The 22,042-nt window shown below is 38.3% G+C and carries 13 protein-coding genes and 1 pseudogene; 10 read left to right on the forward strand and 4 right to left on the reverse strand.

The genetic code is table 11. The features are described 5' to 3' along the window. Nucleotides 1-26: 26 nt before the first annotated feature. Nucleotides 27-458: an alpha-amylase domain-containing protein gene (locus tag AC1HCU_RS12965; protein WP_480366598.1), complete on the forward strand. Its 432-nt coding sequence runs from the start codon at nt 27-29 to the stop codon at nt 456-458. Nucleotides 459-519: 61 nt separating this feature from the next. On the opposite strand, the gene AC1HCU_RS12970 is transcribed toward AC1HCU_RS12965, so the two are convergent. After that, complete coding sequence (locus AC1HCU_RS12970; protein ID WP_480366600.1) at nt 520-1,374, reverse strand: LytR/AlgR family response regulator transcription factor; 855 nt, start codon at nt 1,372-1,374, stop codon at nt 520-522. A 279-nt stretch (nt 1,375-1,653) separates the two neighbouring features. On the opposite strand from AC1HCU_RS12970, the gene AC1HCU_RS12975 reads away from it, so the two are divergent. From AC1HCU_RS12975 to AC1HCU_RS12995, 5 genes are all read left to right on the forward strand, one after another. After that, nucleotides 1,654-2,766: a DUF6051 family protein gene (locus tag AC1HCU_RS12975; RefSeq protein WP_480366602.1), complete on the forward strand. Its 1,113-nt coding sequence runs from the start codon at nt 1,654-1,656 to the stop codon at nt 2,764-2,766. 125 nt (nt 2,767-2,891) lie between these two features. Beyond that, nucleotides 2,892-3,671, forward strand: coding sequence for a ThuA domain-containing protein (locus AC1HCU_RS12980; protein WP_286879729.1), 780 nt, complete (start codon nt 2,892-2,894; stop codon nt 3,669-3,671). A gap of 315 nt (nt 3,672-3,986) precedes the next feature. After that, a complete protein-coding gene (locus AC1HCU_RS12985; RefSeq protein ID WP_480366604.1) occupies nt 3,987-5,519 on the forward strand; it encodes a sulfatase family protein in 1,533 nt (510 codons plus the stop codon). Nucleotides 5,520-5,814: 295 nt separating this feature from the next. Further along, nucleotides 5,815-7,236 (forward strand): hypothetical protein, encoded by a 1,422-nt coding sequence (locus tag AC1HCU_RS12990; RefSeq protein WP_480366606.1) that lies wholly within the window; start codon nt 5,815-5,817, stop codon nt 7,234-7,236. A 179-nt stretch (nt 7,237-7,415) separates the two neighbouring features. Beyond that, a complete protein-coding gene (locus AC1HCU_RS12995; RefSeq protein ID WP_286879725.1) occupies nt 7,416-8,417 on the forward strand; it encodes a glycoside hydrolase family 43 protein in 1,002 nt (333 codons plus the stop codon). A gap of 58 nt (nt 8,418-8,475) precedes the next feature. Here the strand turns inward: AC1HCU_RS12995 and AC1HCU_RS13000 are convergent, their stop codons facing one another. Both AC1HCU_RS13000 and AC1HCU_RS13005 read right to left on the reverse strand, forming a co-directional pair. After that, on the reverse strand, nt 8,476-9,120 hold the full coding sequence (locus tag AC1HCU_RS13000; RefSeq protein WP_480366608.1) for an HAD family hydrolase: 645 nt from the start codon (nt 9,118-9,120) through the stop codon (nt 8,476-8,478). 223 nt (nt 9,121-9,343) lie between these two features. Further along, nucleotides 9,344-11,758: a TonB-dependent receptor gene (locus AC1HCU_RS13005; RefSeq protein WP_480366610.1), complete on the reverse strand. Its 2,415-nt coding sequence runs from the start codon at nt 11,756-11,758 to the stop codon at nt 9,344-9,346. Between the two features lie 354 nt (nt 11,759-12,112). On the opposite strand from AC1HCU_RS13005, the pseudogene AC1HCU_RS13010 reads away from it, so the two are divergent. From AC1HCU_RS13010 to AC1HCU_RS13020, 3 genes and pseudogenes are all read left to right on the forward strand, one after another. Further along, nucleotides 12,113-12,667 (forward strand): annotated as a pseudogene (locus AC1HCU_RS13010) (ligand-binding sensor domain-containing protein); the annotation flags it as partial. A gap of 78 nt (nt 12,668-12,745) precedes the next feature. Next, nucleotides 12,746-15,697: a two-component regulator propeller domain-containing protein gene (locus AC1HCU_RS13015; RefSeq protein ID WP_480371205.1), complete on the forward strand. Its 2,952-nt coding sequence runs from the start codon at nt 12,746-12,748 to the stop codon at nt 15,695-15,697. 269 nt (nt 15,698-15,966) lie between these two features. Next, nucleotides 15,967-16,989, forward strand: coding sequence for a sugar phosphate isomerase/epimerase family protein (locus tag AC1HCU_RS13020; protein WP_480366612.1), 1,023 nt, complete (start codon nt 15,967-15,969; stop codon nt 16,987-16,989). Between the two features lie 637 nt (nt 16,990-17,626). Here the strand turns inward: AC1HCU_RS13020 and AC1HCU_RS13025 are convergent. Continuing rightward, nucleotides 17,627-18,778 carry an integrase core domain-containing protein gene (locus AC1HCU_RS13025; RefSeq protein ID WP_480366261.1) on the reverse strand — a complete coding sequence of 384 codons (1,152 nt, stop codon included), beginning with the start codon at nt 18,776-18,778 and terminating at the stop codon, nt 17,627-17,629. Nucleotides 18,779-19,202: 424 nt separating this feature from the next. Here AC1HCU_RS13025 and AC1HCU_RS13030 point away from each other — a divergent pair, with 424 nt between their 5' ends. Continuing rightward, a complete protein-coding gene (locus AC1HCU_RS13030; RefSeq protein ID WP_480366614.1) occupies nt 19,203-22,037 on the forward strand; it encodes a SusC/RagA family TonB-linked outer membrane protein in 2,835 nt (944 codons plus the stop codon). Nucleotides 22,038-22,042 lie beyond the last annotated feature (5 nt).

Raw genomic sequence — 22,042 nt, forward strand, 5'->3', positions numbered from 1 at the left:
CTCACCTTACAGAAAAGGATCCTTATGTGCAGGACTGGTTTAAACCACAGGCCTATGCTCTTATCCTGCTTCGCAAGGATGGTTATCCCTGCCTCTTTCTGGGCGATTATTACGGTATTGGCGGGGATAACCCCAGGCCGGGCATGCAGTGGATTATTGATCAATTGCTGGACATAAGGCGCGAGTTCGCTTATGGCGATCAGGATGATTATTTCGATCATGAACATGTGGTGGGCTGGATTCGCCGCGGTGATGCAGATCATCCCGATGGTTGTGTTGTAATCATGAGTAATGCCGAAGGAGGTGTGAAACCGATGTTTGTAGGAACAGACTATACTGGGTCAGTATGGTACGATAAGCTGGGCCGGATAGAAGAAGACGTAACTATTGGTGACGATGGAAGAGGCTGGTTTCATGTGGGCGACGGCTCTGCTTCCGTTTACCTGAAAAGGGTTTGATCTGATCTTGCAATCTATTTCGTCCATACCTTCTCCGGAACTCCGATTATCGGTACTATCTTCAGACCGAATATCGAGAAAACTTTTGCATAAAGGAATCATAGTAGGTTTTTGACACAGCGATGTCGGGTGTATTCTCCGCATCCAACTCCAGCATGATACCGCCTTTCTCTTTTTTCAGTATCTTCACCTTGTCAAGATTCACGATGTAGGAACGATGACAACGGATCAGCGGTGTATCCTTGGTGAGGTGCTCCTCCATCCATTTGAGTGAATTGCGGATCAGATAATGTGATTTCTTCGATTTGTTGAGGTAATAAATGGTTGCATAATTGTCTGCCGATTCAATATAGAGCAGATTATCCAACATTATGGATATCTTCAGGTCGCCTTTTTCATCCGGAAAAGCAACCAGTGTCTTAGCATGTACCTCCATGGCTTGCTCCTGCTCCATATGTTCCAAAAGCCTGCTTTTCTCTTTCCAGGAAAAATAAAGCCATGATATAGTATAGGGTAACAGCAACACCAGAGCCGTGTTGATCAGGCTCTGCCGAAAGATTTCAGAGATATCCCGCTCAACTCCGTCTTTAGGGAAAAATTTAGCAAACAGGGTATAAAAAACGGCCATGGCTACTATTTCGCACAAGATCCACAAAGCATATTGCCAATATAGTACTTCCTTTTTTTTCGAATAGGCCGTGAGAATTATCCGACTGATAACTACAACCAGCATACCGGTGAGGATAATCAGGCTTGAAAATGCAAAATATTTGATGTCTGAGATACCCGGATACCAGTCCCGGGAACCAAAAGGCTGAAAAAGATTGATGAACAACAACGCAAAAAGTGCCGTAAAGAAAATAGTCTTTATGCTGTTATCTTTTGCATATAAATATGTCGGAATCTGTCCGTCCATCACAGAATAAATTAATTGGACCACCCCAGTACAAAAATAGATTTTTATTGACGACTTACCAAATAATCGAACGTTTTCGTTAAGCAGGGGCAAAATAAATTTATTTGTCTTGCCAAGCGCAGAAAACGCCCAACTTTATTGAAAATCAATCGTTAATATTCATCCCTAAATAGCCGGTTTCACCCCAAATGACGGATTTCACCCCATTTGCGATCCCCTTTTCCCTTCTCTTTGCAGATGGCTTAAAAATGGCATTTCTTTGTTGATTAATAAAATGTTATGATGAATTATTACGACCGTTACATTACCCTCAATCATTGTTTTACTCAGGGAGCCAATCTGCATATTGCGGAGACGAATATTGATGTTCGTTTTTTTCGGTTCAACAGTGAGCTGGATAACTGGCAGGATGAAATCTTGAAGAGCGACAATAACATTGGTGAGAACTTTTCATTCGAATACCCTGTTTTTCTCCCCACAGGCAAAGTAAAACAGGAAAATGCCATTCTGCTTTTGCACGGATTGAATGAACGCAACTGGAACAAATACCTTCCATGGGCTGAATACATCTGCTATCATACCGGTAAACCGGTCATCCTCTTTCCTATTGCTTTTCACATAAACCGCTCCCCGCAGGCGTGGTCCAATCCCCGGAGTCTGACTGATCTCCTCAATTTCCGCAGACGACAGTATGGAGACGACCGTTCTGTCAGCCTCGCGAATGTAGCATTAAGCGACCGGATCTCTCAGAATCCGGAGCGATTCTATCTCTCGGGACGACAGACCTGGGCTGATCTGACCACATTATTCGGAGAAATTAAAAGCGGAAGACACCCGCTCTTTAAAGAAGGATGCCAGATCGACATATTTGCCTATTCCATCGGCGCTTTTCTGTCGCAGATTGCCTTGATGGCCAATGAGCAAGACTTTTTTACAAACTCGCGCCTCTTCATGTTTTGTGGTGGCAGCATCTTCCGTTCCATGCAGGGCATTTCACGCAGTATTATGGATAAGGCTGCTTTTAACAGGTTACAAGATTATTATGTATATCACTTTGGAAACGAACCGGTGAGTCGATGGAAGCATGACAATGCATTCAAGGCTTTCTTTCGGATGATACTGCCAGGCCGGCTGCGGGAAGAGCGGGAGGATTTTTTTTCCCGTATCCACAACAGAATTACAGGAGTAGCCCTGGAAAAGGATAATGTGATCCCCTATCATGGCGTACGAGAAGCACTGGGTAATGAAACCACTGAGGCGACCATCTCTCTGCTAGATTTCCCGTTCGAATATACCCACGAAAACCCGTTTCCACTGCAGACCAAGGATCAGCGTTCTCTCAACAATGCCTTCACCGGCATTTTTTCCCGTGTGGTCTCCTTTTTCGCGTAAACATAAATCATTTTATTTTTGAGAAGATCAATATCTGTCACGAATTTTTTTCCTATCTTTCATAGTTTTTTTGACATCCGATAAAAACGGACGTATCTTAAGTATCCATGCCAATCAATACAGATATGAAAAAAATGATTCTGATTTTTTTATTAATTAGTTCCACATTTCAATTATTTGCGGATAAATGGGATAACAAAACTGCGGAACTGAAAGGAAAGAAGATCCTTGTATTCACTAAAAACGGGGAAGGGTACGTCCATGATAACCTTGAAGCAAACGTGAATATGTTTATGGAACTGGGAGAACAATATGGATTTGAAGTGGACTCTACTTCCAATTCTACTATTTTTTCCACATCCGATTTGTTTCAATATGATGCAGTAGTGTTTGCAAATACAAACCATAAAGTATTTGAAAGTGAAGCAGAAAAAGAAGGACTCATGCATTTTAACCGGCAAGGGAAAGGAATAATTGGAATTCATATTGCCTGCGGTACCGAACGTGAATGGGACTGGTTTAAACAAATGATCGGAGGTACATTTGATTATCATCCTCCTTTTCAAAAATTCAATGTCTGTACCGTGGATAATGAACATCCTTCTACCGCAGCTATACCTCCGGTTTGGGAAGTGGAAGATGAATTATATATACTGAAAGAAATGAACCCCACCGTAAGGATTTTAATGGTTTCCGATTTTTCATCGCCTGATTTTAAACATTCACGCCCAATGTCCAACACCTTCGGCACCCTGTTTCCAAGCGTCTGGTGTAATGAATTCGATGGAGGAAGACAATGGTATACTGCGCTTGGACACAAAAAAGAGAATTACAGCGACCCTTTGTTTATCAGTCATATCGTGGGAGGCCTGCAATGGGTTCTAGTTGAAAGAGGAAAACGTTAATAATTACATGAAAATTGGATATTGAATATGACGGCTCTGTTAAGCCGGTTCCAATCGCATGGTAAGTGTAAATATCATTTATGCAGTTGGAAGGAAAGACTGCTCGGTATATCATGAGCGACGGAACGGAGTGCAGGCCGGTATATATTATCACGGACATTATTCAAATCAGATATCAGCCATCCGTAAATTGTCACTTGTTTAAATTTTGTTTATTATTTTTTGTTTTATGAAAGCTACACGTTATATTTGTGGAGGCCTGCAAAATATTTAATTTAACTTCTCTCTAGCACAGAAACATCTTCTAAATAAAGTATGAACTGGAAAAACAGGGTTTTTGGGGTTATTATTTTTATTTGGATAATTATATTATCCGGTTCTAAACCGAAAAAAAGATTGGAAACAAAACATGAAGAATATCCAAATATTATCTTACTGATGGGAGATGACCATGGCTGGGACGAAGTGGGATACAATGGCCATCCGTTTGTAAAAACACCCATATTGGATGAAATGGCTAAGAATGGCGTACGTTTTGACCGTTTTTATGCAGCTCATCCAAATTCATCTCCAACCCGAGCGAGTGTATTGACGGGAAGACACCCCAATCGTTATGGTACCTTTGCACCGGGTTGGTCATTGCGCCCCGAAGAAATTACCATTGCACAAATTCTTAAAGAGGCAGGATATGCAACTGCCCATTTTGGAAAGTGGCATGTAGGCCCTGTAAAAAAAGATTCACCCACATCCCCTGGTGCAATGGGATTCAATGAATGGTATTCACATGACAACTTCTTTGATTTAAATCCTGTTTTATCGAGAAATGGCGAATCGCCCAAAAAAGTTGAAGGAGAAGGCTCTGCAATTATTATTGACGAAACAATTCAGTTTATAGAGAAATCAATTCAGGAAGCCAAACCATTTTTTACGGTGGTCTGGTTTGGATCTCCGCATGAACCATACGGTGGTTTGCCGGATGATTTGGCTCTTTATGAAAATCTCCCGGATAGTCTGGCTGAAAGAAAAGTCACTCTCACATCCAATATCACAGGGGAACAAGTGATTCGCCCGTTAAAAGATGTTTTACAAGAGCGATATGCTGAAATAACAGCCATGGACAGGGCAATTGGTAAATTAAGACATTATTTGAAAGAAAATAAACTGACCGACAATACGCTGGTTTGGTACTGTGGTGACAATGGATCTCCTCCCGAGGTTGCTCACACGGGAATAACTTTTAGAGAAGAAAAGGGAAGTCTGTACGAAGGAGGTATTCGGGTTCCCGGAATCATAGAATGGCCGGAACGGATAAAAAAACCTGCCTCCATCTCATCAATTGCTGTGACAAGTGATATTCTGCCTACTTTGGCCGACATCATCAATACACCTTTACCGGCCAGACCCATAGATGGAGTTAGCCTGGTTCCATTCTTAAAAAAGCCGACCGGGCAAAGAAAAAGTCCGTTATTTTTCTGGAAAATGAATCCAAAAAGTCTTTATAATGGAACATTGGAACCTTATATTGAACCGAAACTACAGCAAGGAACCACGCCTCTTTTAAAAAAAGCCGCTGGCAAATTTACCCGGGATTTCACAAATTTCAAATACAATACGATTTCGATAAACGATTTTGGAGGTGAACGCTCCATGATGAAAAATCAATATAAATTAGTAATAAAAGGACTGTTTCCCGATAAGGAAATCTTTGAACTATACGATATTCCAAATGATCCGGGAGAAACAAACAATCTGGTTCATGACTTTCCTGATATTGTAAGAGAGATGCGGCTTGCAATGCACGATTGGCAGGAATCAGTGTTAGAAAGTTTGACCGGAGCAGATTATTAAATAATATTGAAATTCCCAGTATAAACCGAAAAACCTTTCAATGCCATAAGCAATCGCACTGACTGGGAAAGTGATCAATGCACTGAATAAGAATAATATTGACAAAAATACGATTATCATACAAATCCGATAGAAATATTAAACCAAGTGGACAACAAGAAATATGTTGAAATCCGAAGACAGATGCACGAAAAGTTGTTGCGTCATATTGACGAGGAAAACAATATAGCCAATTATCAAAACATAAAACGAAAAATACGCAGGATACTTTAATAATTAAAAAAACAATCTGACAATGAGAAGATTTATAATAACCCAATTTATTGCGGTCAGCACTGTATCGATGCTTTTAGGACAGCAACCGGTCGTTTCAACAATCACAAAAGGAAATGAGATAAAACTTTCTCCCATCGCCTTTGGCTATAACACCCAGTCTCTCGGTGGGCCGGGATGGGATAAGCAATTTTTTCTTGATCGTATTGCCGAACTTGACCCGGGAAATTTTCGATATCCGGGGGGCACGGTGGGTAACTTTTGGGACTGGAAAACAGGCTTCCTTGATGCGGTGGGCTTGAAATACAAAGTGATGGGAACTCCTAAAGAAGGGCCTTATCCCTATAAACTTGAAAGTCTGAAAAAGGTCTATGATCGCAGTGGCGGTACAGCAGAGCCAATATACATGCTCAATATGCTTACCAGCAATTACGAGTACCAGCTGGAAATGCTCAAATATGCACAAAAGATTGGTTTGCCTGTTCGCTATATCGAATTGGGTAACGAATTTTATATGGACGATCATCCCAAAAACTTCAATTATCTGAACCGTTATCCAAACATCAAGGATTATGCCGATACTTGCCGCATTTGGGTGAATAAATTGCGCAAGGAATTCCCCGAAGCGCGTCTTGCAATGATTGCCATAAATAATCCTGCAGGATGGACAGGTGCCAATCGCGAACGTTCAAGGGAGTGGAATAAAACGTTAATAGAGAATATGAACGGGTTCGATGTTGATGCCTTCACTTTCCATAATTATGCCAAGAACAATTTTGAAGATCAAACAGCCGAAGACTTGATCGCCCAAACCATACAACGTGTTGATTTCGATGGTATTCAACGTGGCATTCCCGATAAATATCCTTACTGGGTAACCGAATACAATTTTTTTACCCAGGACAACAAGCTTCCCGGTTTGTGGGTGACCGGTTTGGCGAATGTGGTAATGACAGCCCAAATGATTTCCACACCGGGTATTGAGTTGGTTTGTTTCCATAACTTGACTGCAAGCAGTGTTTCGTCTGTCATATATGACAGTGATACCAAGATTGCCAGTGGGGCGGTAGCAAAAAAATATGCCTTAAGTGCAAGTGGACAGGGGTTGAAGGTTTTTACTCGGGCCCAGAAGGATGCTAAAGCTGTAAATAGACTAATATTCAATGACAATCCCGTCTGCAAATCCCGAAGCAGAGACTACCATGCTCTTTACGGCTACCTCTTTACAGGTGCTGACAATAAGGTACTGGTAGTCAATTTCAGCGACAAAGCGATGACGATAGACTTGGAAGGCTTGGGGTTCATGGCCAAAACTGCCGAGCAGGTCTGGACAAAATCATTATATACACCCATTGTGGATGATAAATCTGCTTTGAGTGAAATCAAGAAGATTTCCGATAAGCGATTTACACTAAAACCCTATTCAGTGACGCTAATCAAATAAAAGACCTGTCTGCCGACTGGGAAAGTGTCATGCTGATAGTCGTAATTTTGTGTAACTTAGCGGATATATTTTCTTTCAGCCAAATATCTGAGACAATAATGATATAATAAAGAGGCATATTTGCCTATTTTTGCGTCAAAGTGTAAGTATAACAAATGTAAACCGAATCCTTGAGAGTAATGATAAGACGAATCCTTTTTCTGATGTCAGGAGTTTTTCTGTTGACAGCATGTGTAACCAAAAAAAGTTATCCGGATACTTCCGAAGGAAAACTATACTCCTCCAACCCGATTTTCGAGGGATGGTATGCCGATCCTGAAGGGATTATCTACAAAGATCAGTACTGGATTTACCCCACCTTCTCCGACTTATATGAAAAACAGGTATTCTTCGATGCTTTCTCCTCACCCGACCTGGTTAACTGGACCAAACATGAACGGATCATTGATACATCCGAAGTGAAATGGGCACATAAGGCGATGTGGGCACCGGGCGTACTGGCAAAGGATGGGAAGTATTACCTCTTTTTCGCCGCCAACGATATCCAGAAAGAGAGCGAGACAGGCGGTATTGGTGTCGCAGTGGCCGACCGGCCGCAGGGCCCTTATAGGGATTTGTTGGGTAAGCCGCTGATCAACAAGATCGTAAATGGAGCCCAACCCATTGATCAATTTATCTTCCGCGAGAACGACAGCACCTATTACATGTTCTACGGCGGATGGCGGCACTGCAATGTGGTGCTTCTCAACAATGATTTCACCGGCCTGCGCCCTTTTCCCAATGGAGAAATCTACAGGGAAGTGACTCCCGAAGGCTACACGGAAGGTCCTTTCATGTTTAAAAAAAATGGGAAGTACTACTTCATGTGGTCTGAAGGGGGGTGGGGAAACCCGGACTATCGCGTGGCCTATGCCATTGCCGACAACCCCCTGGGACCGTTTGTGCGAATCGGAACCATTCTGGAACAGGATCCGGAGGTGGGTACGAGCGCCGGTCATCACTCGGTATTCCACAATCAGAAGAGCGACGACTGGTATATCATATATCACCGTCGCCCTATCAATGACAGGCACCGCGACCATCGGGCGACCTGTATCGACAAGATGGAGTTCGACAAGAACGGACTGATCAAACCGGTGAAAATCACCTTTGAGGGGGTCCGTGCAAACAGGCTGAAATAACTAAGCCAGACAACAGGAGACGAAAGAAATTGGAGGAAGCGACACCGGGTTAATTGTCCTAAACCATCAAACATGCAGCAAGCTCCTTGTAACTGTCAAAGACGAAATCAGCACCGGCTTCTTTTAAAGTCGCGGCATCGAAGGAGGTGGTTAGTCCACAGACGACGCATCCAGCTACTTTTCCCGCGAGGATGCCATTGATGGAATCTTCTATGATGACGGTCGATTTCTTGTCGCTCCCACTCCTCTCCAAAGCCAGCAGGTAGGGATCCGGATGCGGTTTATGCCTTGCGGTATCATCTTCAGTGATGACTATCTCAAATAAGCGACAGAAATCAAGCAATTTGTCCACTTTCTGAACGGTATATTTAGATGAGGAAGTAACCAGAGCTGCTTGTATGTTCGCTTCTTTCACAATACGCATAAAGTCGGTAAAACCTTCCACAAAATGCAACTCGGACAAAAGACTCTCAAAGAATGCATCCTTCTGTTTTAGAAAATCTTCTATATCGATGCGATCGTCAATATTTTCATAGACATATTGAAAGAAGGATTTGTCGGATCTACCCACAAAACCATCAAGCATGCTGTTCTGAAATGAGATGTCATTCTTTTCCAAAGTAAGCCCCAAGGCACGCAGATGTAATTTCTCGGAATCTATGACAACCCCGTCCATATCAAAAAAAATCGCTTTTAAATTCATATATTAATCTTATAGTTTATTGATCGTATTATTAGGTGAAAGAATCTGGGAGATTTAATTTCTAATACTGTCGAGATAAGGATTCCAGTTAATTTCTTCATTAACTTTCGTACGAACATGCATGATTTGTATAATGTATGGAAAATTACTGATCCTCCCTGACTTCATTTCCTCACCTGAACCATCTGCTACAAAAAACACACTCCTTCAAAACCATATTCCTTCAAAACTTATACTTTATTCCCAATAAAAAAGCCTGGGTCTCATAAAAATTTTGGTATAGAACACTTAAACCCTCTCCATTGATTTCTTGTGTGATTCCCATCGTATTAAAAATATCCGTGAAAGACAGATTTAATTCTAAATTATTTTTTGTGAAAACTCGCTTGACACCTAAGTCCACACCTCCTCTCGAGAGTTCACGACCTTGTCCGATATTTTTAGGAGAGAAATATACTCCGTTAAGTTCCACCGTAAAATCTTCAGGAAATCTAAACCTGTTGTTTAATTTTGCATACCAGGGAGTATCTATCTGTTCGTCAATGTGATATTTATTCTCACGAGGAAAATTGATTATGCCGTCATGTGCAAAAATTGTATTTCGATATATATTTGTATTAAGAGAAACATTCCACATCTTTGCTATCAACTGGTCAAAAGCCAATTCAAGCCCCTTATTGGTAGCACGCCCCAAGTTGTCATACGCTTTAATTGTAATTTCCGAATTATCCGGATCCTGAATATAAATTCGGGTATAATACGAATCTGTATTTTTCAGGTAAACGGCAGCAAAAAATGATCCTGTATCCCATATATGCTTATATGCAGCTTCAATGTTCCAGGTATATTGAGGACGAAGAGAAGGATTCCCGATTTTGAGAAGTTCTGGGTCATCATATTTTGGAAATATGCGAAGAATGTCTTCTCCGGGACGGTCTATACGACGGTTAAAAAAAAGAGAAAATCTGTTTTGGTTAGATTTGAATGTAAATCTGAAATTGGGGAACAAATTGAAATAATCGTATTTATCATCTGTAAAATATGGGTTCGGGGCAAAATTATATTTTACCCAAGCGTATTCTCCTCTTAGACCAGCTTCTATATCTACCCATTTGAATTCCGATACTAAATTCAAATAAACACCAAAGAGCCTTTCATCCCATTTGGACCAATCCCCATAATTATATATCAGCGCTGTATTACTTGGATCTTTTGACATCGTGTAGGTAATTGGCATATGCCTTAACCGACCTTGAATACCCATATCAGTACGGCCAAATGGAAGTGGTTTCGTATAATCCGTTGTCAACAAATATACGTATTCAGGAGCAACTACGTGAGTTTTATCGGTATAAATAACAGGATAATTGGGCTGTGGCCCATCTTGATATAAATTATATGTTTCATCTTCCCAACCTTTAGTAAAAGCTAACTGGGAATTTATTTCATGTCCGGGCTCAATAAATTTATATTTGTGTTGTAACGTCACATTAGAAAAACCGGTCCCTTCGCTCTCATTAAAACTCCATTTTCGAACGGGATCCTTGTAATCATAATTTCGAAAATACCAAATTCGAGTGGTGTCAATGTGCCATTCATAATCGTACAAACCAAAAAAAGTAAATGTGTGGTCAGCTGTCGGGTTCCAATCAAAGCCTAATTTTACATTATAATGATTTTGTGTCCTGTTTTCAGCAACCTGGTTCTCAACTATGTCTCCCGTACTATAACTTCGTGTGGAAAATTCATTGTTGGGCAATCTTTTTTGATGAGTTACGTAAGATTGAAAAAAAATATTTAATTTTTCCAGCTTGTAATTTAAGTTTATCGATGGAGTATATTTCAGATTGTTGGTGTAGCTAGGCATGCCAGTGGGAAGATCTTCTTTACGTCTGGACAATGCACCAATGCCTGTTACAAATCCAAAATCACCATTAAATCGTTTATCCCCGCTTTCTTTAAATTTGATATTGACTATTCCAGCCATCCCGGCAGCATCATATTTCGCGGATGGATTGTTAATAATTTCTATGCTTTCAATCATTGATGCCGGAATATTATCCAATCCTCGTTGTGTCCCAAAACCGGTCAGGCTGGATTGCTTTCCGTCTACAAGCACAACCACTTTATCACTCCCGCGCAAAATAATTTTGCTTTCCTGATCTATTGTTACACCTGGCAAAGATTTCATCATATCAAGAACAGATCCACCACTATTGGCAATAAAGTTTTCGGATGAATACGTCTTTATATCCAGAGCGGATGCAATTTCTTGTCTTTTACCGGTAACCGCAACTTCTTGCAAATTGATTGCTGACTCCTCCAGGTATATCTTGCCCACATCCAACGCGTTGTTTAAATACCCCACAACGATGTGCCTTTTCTCTGATTTAAATCCTACAAAAGAAAAATTTAAATTATACTCTCCACCTGGTAGATCTGATATTACAAACCGACCTTCTTCATCTGTCATTGTTCCCGAAATGAATTCTCCTGAATTATTGTCTGTGACTGAAACCGTTGAAAAAGGCAGAGGTTCCATCACATTTTTATTAAAAACACTCCCGGATACAACAGTTTGAGAAACAGCGGGAAAGGTAATTAAAATAACGACGATACTTAAAAGAGTTTTTTTCATAAACAGTAGACAATATGAATAGATACATATATCCTAAATTTAGGGTATACTATTACAAGTATAGTCAATTTAATGATGCAGATTATACTTTAGGATATTTTTTTAAATCTTATATGCAGTATGGCCCAATAATAGTCATGTTGTTATTAAATTGGAAATATCTTTATTATTTAATATATTTGTGTCATGCAAATGCAGCACAGAAAGCTTTTTAAGAGTCCAACTAATTTAATATCCAATAAGGGTTCTTTCTTAAGAAGGCAAAGAGAGTCATCCCGTTAGTGTCATCAGTTTCAGGTGTAATAAGCAAGCTGAATTCAGTGTGAGGCCATATAATAATTGTCGGAAACAGCAATGAAATATTCTTGGATTTTTTTAATTGGATGTTTGCAACTTTTTGGAAACCATGTCTCATTGGTAGCCCAGGACAAGGATATCTATTTTGAAAGCCTCGTAACAGAACAACCCCTTTCACAACTTACCGTCTCATCCATTTTTCAGGACAGCAAGGGTTTTATTTGGTTTGGAACCCTGGATGGGTTAAACCGATATGATGGATACAGTATAAAAGTTTTCAAATCATTGGCTGATAAACCTGAAAGTATCAGTTCAAATTATATAAATTCTATTACAGAGGACAGCTTAGGATATCTGTGGATTGGAACCGATAACGGTTTGAATCGTCTTTGTAGGGATAACGATGAATTCTTAAGATTTTTCAAAGAAAAGGAGAAAGAATACAACATTAGTCATAATAAAGTATCATTTGTTTATCGTGACAAACTAGACAGGATATGGATAGGCACGGAGCAGGGTCTCGATTGTGTGAATCAGGAAACACTCACGTTTACAAAAAGGACGTTTAACAATTTCCTTTTCAATAACCGGATCATAACAATCCACGATGATAGTTACGGAAATTTGTGGATAGGGACATTAAGAGGACTGGTCAAATATGACACAAACACCGATAAACACCTTGTGTTCTTGCATGAATCAGGAAACCCAAATAGTATTTCAAATAACCATATCCGGTCAATTTTTGAAGATAGCCGAAAAAACTTATGGATCGGAACATCTGACGGCCTTAACCTGTATGATACGAAAAATAATAATTTCCGCCATTTCGGTAAAACGATTTATCCTGATTTAACTTTAACTAACAATGCAGTGAAAAGTATTGTAGAGGATGAATACCATAATTTATTGATAGGAACCAATAAAGGATTGAATATTTTTAATCTGGACAACAAAACCATCAAAAAATATGTTCCGGATAAAATTATACCGGGTAGCCTCAATCATTCCTTTATTTATTCCCTTTATATTGACAATGCAGGAACGGTCTGGATAGGGACTTTTAATGGAGGCGTAAATTATTTTAATCGAAAATATACTCTATTCAGGTATATTAATCCGGCAAACGATCTTGTCTATGGAAATATCAATAAAATTTTCTTAAAAGACAATTCTCTCTGGATAGGAACAGACGGAGAGGGATTATTGCAGTATGATCTACAATATTTACTAAAAAAACAACACCTTTTTCATGCAGAAACCCGTCAATCCAACTCCTCAAACTGTATTTACTCCATTACAGAAATGAATAACTCCCTGTTATTAGGTACCGGAACAAATCAACTTCTTTTATTTGATCTAAACTCGAAGAAGATTATTGAAACCATAAACGGCATAGGCGGTATTGGTATTATTAACGATGCTTATAAGACAAAAGATGGTGATTTGCTATTCTGTGTGAATGACACAATTGGTTTAAGAAAATTAAATCCAAGTAAAAAGAGAATTGAGCCTGTCACGTATTTAAGTGAGAGGAACCGGGAGATGTTGTTCCCTTTTCCTACCTGTATTATTGAAGAATCTCCCGGCGTTTTCTGGATAGGGACAAGATACGCAGGATTATACTATTATAACTCAAACAGCCAATCCGTAAAAAGATACGTAGCGGGAATTGACTCTATTTCATTGCGGTCAAACTCTATTTCTGCTGTTTATATCGATAATCTGAATAACTTGTGGATAGGGACAACTGATAGTGGACTTTTTCGTTTTTCCAGTGAGACGGAGAGTTTCCGTGCATATAACATAAACCATGGGCTTCCCCATTTGGATATCAGGGGAATCCTGGAAGATGAAGCAGGATATATTTGGTTGGCAACTTTTTTCGGCGTTTCAAGATTTGATCTCACACAAAATAAATTTATCAACTTTAATAAGGACAATGGGTTTCCTCTACAGGAAATAAGTAAACATTCATTTACTTTATTAGAGAATGGGTGTATTGCGGTGGGAGGAAACAATGGATTTACTGTTTTCAATCCGCTTGATATAAAATTCGACACTTTTATACCCCCTGTATTGATTACAAATTTCAGGTTACTTAACTCCGGTTATTCCGGGAATGCTCCAAAGATCGAATTATTGATGAATAAAGAAAAAGTCATTGAACTTAAACACAATCAGTCTAATTTTATTATCGAATTTGCAGCATTGAATTATATCTTTCCAAAAAATACTCAATATGCTTACAAATTAGAAGGATTTGATGCTGAATGGAATTATGTCGGAAAACAAAGAACCGCAGCTTATACCAATCTAAATGCCGGCAACTATATATTCCGCGTAAAGGCATTGATTAATAACGGCATGTGGAGCGAGAACCAAAAGGCACTCACCATTAAAGTACATCCTCCTCTTTGGAAAACCGGGTGGGCATATTTAATTTACATCTTAGTAGCAGGGGGATTGCTTTTCTTGTCATTTCGTTATTTTCGTTTCAAAAATGCAAACAGGCTGAAGTTGCTGGTCGATCAACTGGCCGATTTCAGGGAACGGGAATCAGGAAAAATTGAATTAAATGTATCTGAGGGGAGATTCAACAGGTTTATCACTGAAATAGCATTGGCTTTCAACCCTTTGGCTTTGAAACAAGAAATTAATTATCAAATTGAAATCAGTAAAGAAACAATATTTTTATGGTTTGACCGCCATCTCCTGGAAAAGGTATTTTGTAATCTGCTATCAAATGCTTTTAATAATACTCCCACAAGTGGAACTGTTACGATCTCGGTTGAAAAATATGATAAGACCAGATTGAAGGATTTGCTACCTGAAATTCAGAATATACTTGTAAATACAGGAGCAACAGAATTTGTAGAAACCCGGATCAAGAATAGCAAAAAAGAAATTCCAGATAAGGAATATGGAGAAAATCTTAATCCTTTTTACCGGATGAAGGGAGATACCCGTCAATCACAGATAGGAACCAATATAGGCCTTGGCTTAGTAAAAGGAATAACAGAATTACACCATGGTATAGTTTCTGTAGATAATACCCTTGAGGAATGGACAATATTCCGGATTATTTTACCTGTTGGCAGGGAGCATCTTTCTTCAGATGAGATACTACATGAGGACATTACCAATCACCACATCCTTGGCGAAAGTTGCGAAGTCGAAACATTTGTACCAAAAATTGAAAACAATGTACATATCCACAGGGAACGAATGAAACAATCAATGCGTGAAAAGACACTCCATGAACTCACATCTACTGAAACAGTCTCGATGGATGAACAATTTTTAAATAAAATAAATCAGATAGTAGAAAAAAATATATCAAACCCTCACTTTATGATTGACGATCTGAGTAAGGAAGTTGGAATGAGCAGGTCAAGTCTATATCGAAAAATAAAGAGCTTAACGAATTATTCAACAAATGAATATATCAAGAATTACAGACTTCATGTGGCCTCTAAATATCTCCGGGAAACAGATTTATCTGTTTCGGAAATAGCCTACAAAACTGGCTTTAATAATCCCGCATATTTTACCAATTGTTTTAGGAAATTTTTCAAGACATCTCCCAGCAATTATATGCGTAACCTGGAAAAATTAAATAATAGAAAACAGTTGAAATAAAAACATCAAAATTTTTATTTTTTAAATTCCGATGTCAAAAATCAGTTATCTTTGAATTATTTTATAAAACAGAAGTGTAAATATTTCGTACTTTAGTCTGTTTTTAAAAAATTATATTTAATAATTCACCACAATTTTGTACATGAAATTTATGAGAATTAAGAGGATTTCATTTTATTTCTTCCTCTTACTTATTTTTTCATCATGCAAAAGCTTTCAAAAGGGCGATATCAAGTCACAAATGAAAAATAAATAATAGTTTTAATCGAATGAAAAATAATAAAATCACATCTGAAAAGTTTTCAAGAAGAGAATTTCTTGGAACCACGGCTTTAGTCACAGCAGGAACATTACTCTCTCCTGTGCTGTCTTTTGGAAATAACTCCCTAAAAGTAAATGGAAATGTTTCAATAGAAAAACCAAACTCGCGATTTGCCGGAGTACAGATCGGTGTAATCACATATAGCTTCCGTGACCTGGAAGGAGGACTGGAAGCAACCCTCAAGGCATGTACTGAGGCGGGACTAAGTTCGGTGGAACTAATGGGTACAAATGTAGAAGATTATCTTGGCGCACCAAAAAATCCGGTAAATCGCCGGCCTAATTCAAAAAAACCGCTCACAGATGAAGAAAAACGCACAGTCGAACGATACAACAGTCAACTGAGGGAGTGGAGAAAGACAAATGGAACTGTGAAAGAGTATACTCAACTAAGGAAAAAATTCAACGATGCCGGTGTAAATATTCACATATACAAGTGGACAGCAGGTGATACAGAAAAAGAACTCGACTATTCCTTTAAAATTGCCAAGGCACTAGGTGCGATTGGCATAACAGCAGAGTTGAATGATACAAATGCCCGTTTACTGGGCCCCGTAGCTGAAAATAATGGAATGCTCGCTATTTTTCACAATCATCTGCAATTTGGGGAACCCGGGTTTAATGTCGACAAATTTCTTGCATATTCTCCTGCAAACAGACTGAATTTCGATATTGGCCACTATTTTGGTTCCACAGGCTTGAATCCAAAAGATTTTATACGCAATTATCATGACCGCATCGCGAGTATTCATCTGAAAGATAAAACCGGCCTTAACAATGCTACACTAAAGAATACGAACATGGTATGGGGACAGGGAGAAACACCCCTCGCCGAAGTTCTTCATTATGTGAGGGACCAAAAATTACCGATTTATTGCGATATTGAATTGGAATACCCCGTAAATGCCTGGTCTACATCCGTTAAAGAGGTAAGAACGTGTAAAGAATATTGCCGGCAAATTTTGATATAAGGAGTTCTATGAGGAAAGCATAATAAAGAAAATGACAATTTTTTTGTACTGACAATGATCTGTATGGTACCCATTGCTGCCCAAGAAAAAAATGTCAAACGAATTCAAATCTGCCTTTTTCTTCAAAGGAACACTGTGATTCAAATTTGATGTTTTTCGAACTATTTTTATAACTATTGAAACGTTTATCATCTATTAATGAATCATTTTTTTAGATGATAATGTATAAAATAACCTACTTTTAAACCATAAGAATTGTGTTTGATTTACTTTTTTTTATAAAGTATTTAAACTTATATAACATACTTGAAATAATATCAATACTAATTATCATTGCTGTTCTATTAAAATCCAAAATAATTCTTTGAAATAATTGAAATTTAGTTAGTTGAAGACAACTTTCGATTAAATGGATTTGAATTCTCATCTTTATGATCCTGATCAGGAATGTAAATCATAAAGTTAAATTCGTATTTGCTCAGCGGGTCGCTTTCTAAGATTTAGATGTTACATATCATCACTTCGTTGACAGTTCTAAGTTTCTTAGACGTATCATCACCTCGTTTACAAACCCTATAGGGTTTGGGCCTTCTAAGGAAGGTCATATATCAAGAGATCATTGACATATTGCATATTTTTAAGACAAGGGCATCACAAATTCAAAGTAGTGATAAATCATTTCTTTGTGTTTGACGATCAAAAGATGTTTATCAATTTGGACGATCGCTTCCACATAAGAGTAGACGAGTTTCTCTGACACTTCAAAGGTGCTATTCAAAAGATGAAGCTTCAAGTCACTCCTGATGAATCGGACAAAGATCAGCTGACCTTCTTCGATTACTGGTTTTTTACTCAGGTCTATCCCTCTTTTGAGCTTAGCCAGGTATTTCATCTCTTGGAGCATCTCATTTGGAGATTTGTTGTTTTGCGATGAGTACCTGTGTTCGGCATTGTGAAAGGCTGAGAACTCCATCGCTTTTACCTGCATTTCTTCCAGAGAGGAAAAGTAAGTAGAAAGGAAGTGATTCTGCACTCTTTCATTGAACTTTTCTACAACCCCGTTTCTCCAGGGTTCGGCTGGGGGTATGAAAAGCGGAGTCACGCCATTACTGATAGCCGTCCTTAATAGAAGTCCCAACCCTCTGGGATGCCGGTTGCTACCTCTGAAAGATAACTCGTTATCCATTTGAAGATAGTCCGGCATCTGATACAGGATCCAAAAATCAACCAGACAAGGCACTATAACATTTGCCGATTTATTGGTTATGGGATATACTCCTGCAAGATGGTTATTTTTATCTATAATGGTGAAAATGTAAAACTTAAAACCACCTTTCAGATACCGGGGACCAATCAAGTCCATTTGCTGAACATCATGATAGTGAATCGGATACTCTTTGAAGGTGCCTGTTGAAGTTTTCTTTTTTCTTATCAGATCCTTCTTCTTCAAAACCCTGTTAATGGTTGCGACAGAGGGGGTGGTTATTCCTAACCGTTTCAGTTCGTAGAGAATGCTGATTGCCCCGTTCTGTGAATAAGGATTAGAAGAAAGACGCTTTCTTGCTTCTACAATGGATTGCTCAACATCTAATGGTAAACGTTTCAATTGTACCTTGGGTGCTGTTGACTCATTCTTGTACCAATCGAGAGAGGGGTTGTTCTCATATCTTGAGATCCATTTGTAGACCCATTGGCGGCTTCTCGAGAGGCTTGATGCTATCTTACTGATAGATTCCTTTTTGAGAAACAGATTCACTGCATCTTGTCTTAATTTTTCTTCGCTATCCATAATTTTTTTGATAGCAAAGTATGCAATATTTCAAAGAACACTTTTATTATTTGTCAACGAACTGATGATACAGTTAGACAATTAAATTGTCAACGATCTGATGATACAAAAGTGTCAACGATGTACTGATATTTATCATTTAGATATTAAGCTTCTCATAGACAATAACATTCATCTTCGAGATTTCTTTGACAATGTGTATTTCGGTCTGATAGTGCCACTCTTTTCGGTCAAACCGTTATATCCAGACAGAACTAAATTTCAAAATAGCAAGGAACAATTTGGGTTAATGGGCGAGACTTATTTGATTATTAATCACGTTCCAATTTCAAGAGGATATTGGCAACTAATTATATTAAACGATAAACCGTTTTTTAACATTGTTAAATACACATGTATGTCAAAACATCAAAACATATAGCATATGAAACATCACTGTATTAATTGTAAACCTATTGTTGTTCTAATTATTTTGTTATTTCTGTTTAAATCAAGCATTTTTGCACAGATACAAAGAGACAGTTTAAACGAAATTGATGCGAAGTTCTGGATTTCACCATACGACTCACGTCAATCTAAAGACTTAATTACATCTTCTATTTCTCAAATAGATGGTGTGAAAGTTGAAAATATTCCTGGAGCAAATCGTATGAATTCAATCGCTGGGTTATTGACCGGTTTTGTAAATATTCAGGACAACGGTTCTCCCGGGTGGGAAAACAACAGTATGTATATAAGAGGTTTGAGAACCCTGGATGCTTCCAATCAACCATTAATCATTGTAAATGGATTCTATAGGCCAAATGCAGGATACATTAATCCTTACGACATTGAAAGTATTACCGTTTTAAAAGATGCTGCAAGCACCGCATCTTTTGGCCTGAGAGGAGGGAATGGCGTAATATTAATTACCACAAAAAAGGGAAGAAGACAACCCCTTAAAATTTCTGTAAATACGAGCTTTGGCTATTTGCAACCTACCAAGCTACCCGCCGTAGCAAATTCTTTCGACTACGCAACTTTATATAATGAAGCGCTCATCAACGACGGTGGCGTAGCTAAATATGATCAGGCAGCTTTAGATGCATACAAAAATGGAGATGATTTATTTCATTATCCCAATAACAATTGGCTGAAAAAGTTCTACAAAAAAGACACTTTTTACCAAACATATAATTTGAATCTCAGAGGAGGTTCTGATCAAGTACTCTACTATGTTTCGGCGGGATTGACAAAAAATTCCGGATCATTACATGTAGACGACACAGTGAATACCTATAACACTAATTTAGATCATCAAGCCATCGATTTTAGAGGGAATATGGATATCAAGGTAACTCCGTTAATGAATTTATCAATTGATGTTGCGACCAAGATTTCACAATGGAATTTACCCGGGACCTTGAACGATCAGGAAATTATGGCAAGGCTTGTACGTATTCCTCCCAACGCTTTTCCAATATTTAATGAAGATGGCAGCTTGGGAGGTACAGCTCAATACACGGAAAATCCGTATGGAATGATCAATTATAGCGGATATTCAATTAATAAGACAAGGAATCTATATTCAACGCTTTATCTTGATCATAAGTTAGATTTTATTATAAAAAATCTAACAGCCTATGCGTCTGTTTCATTCGATAATTATTATGATCAGTCCATTACACGCAACAAAGGGTATTTTGTCTATGAAGGCAACATAGACAATCCTCACGGTACAGGGAAGCCTGATATCCAACAAAACAACAATTCTTTCGGTACTGTTTATCGTTCGTTTGATATACGTACCGGATTAAGGTTTACACAAGATATAAATGAGGAACACAATGTGGCTGCGAATTTGTTTTTAAACCAAAATACTGAATCGGGTAATGGAAGAAGAATGCCTCACGTATACAAAGGTTTGATTGGATCGGCACATTACGCCTATAAAAATCGTTATCTTCTAGATTACTCATTTGCATACCAGGGAAGTGAGCAAATAGGAGGCACAAAAAATCAACAATTTATGTTTTTCCCGGCTGTTTCTTTAGGCTGGATTTTAACAGGAGAGGATTTTCTAAGTGACAACTCAGTGCTCTCATTTATGAAATTAAGAGGATCGTACGGAATAACAGGATTGGATGACGGCATAAATTACTACCAAAAATCCACAATTTTTCGAAATATAGGAAAAGCATATTTGACAGGGGAAGGATTGTCTTCAGTAAATACATACAGAAGAATCCAGGTGGGCATTGAAAATATAAAAGCCGAGCGATTCTATAAATCGAATATCGGTCTGGATACCCGTTTTTTTGGTGACAAATTATATTTCAACGTGGATGTTTTTCATGAAAGTGGCAAAGATCTTATTATTAATAGTCTTGAAATTCCGGCGATGTTTGGAGCACGTGGCGGTTTGAAAACAAATATAGGGGAAACTTCAAACAAGGGATTTGAAATAGAATCCGGTTTTAATGCCAGAGTGGGTGATCTCAAATACTTATTGTTTACTACATTTTCTTTTTCACGCAGCAAAATAATCGATATGCAAGAAGAAGAAGTTACGTATTCATTCAATTCGAGAACCGGCCACCCTATAAATGCTCAATTTGGATTACAGGCTGATGGGCTTTTTTATGATGACAATGAGATAGCTTCTTCGCCTGTACAACAATACGGATCTTATAAACCTGGAGACATAAAATACAAAGATTTAAACAATGATGATATAATTGATGTAGACGATAGAACAAAAATTGGATTTGGCTCTATACCCGAATACGTTTATGGGATGGGAGCCAATATGTACTATAAAGGGTTTGATTTTTCTTTGTTTTTTCAAGGTGTAGGCAATGTGGATAAAAAAATGAGCGGGTTATTATACTGGGAGTTTAACCCTAACGGTACTGGAACTGTTTTTGAGCATCATAAAAATCGTTGGGTGTACGACCCGGCGCAAAATATAGATACACGTCTGACTGCAACATATCCCCGGCTTACTACAGGAGGTGACAACAATAATAACCGTAGTCCGAACAGTGATTACTGGTTAAAAGATGCCTCTTATCTTAGGTTAAAAAACGTGGAAATTGGTTATTCATTGTCTGATAAAATAGCCAAGTCGATTTTTATAGAAAATATTAGATTCTTTGTTTCACTAAATAATATTTTGACATTTGATGGAATCAAGATTATTGATCCTGAACTAACATCTTCCGGAATGAGATATCCTATTCAAAAAAGTATGAATTTCGGAATAAATTTACAATTTTAACAAAA

This window comes from Proteiniphilum sp. LBM24028 (genome assembly GCF_056629195.1).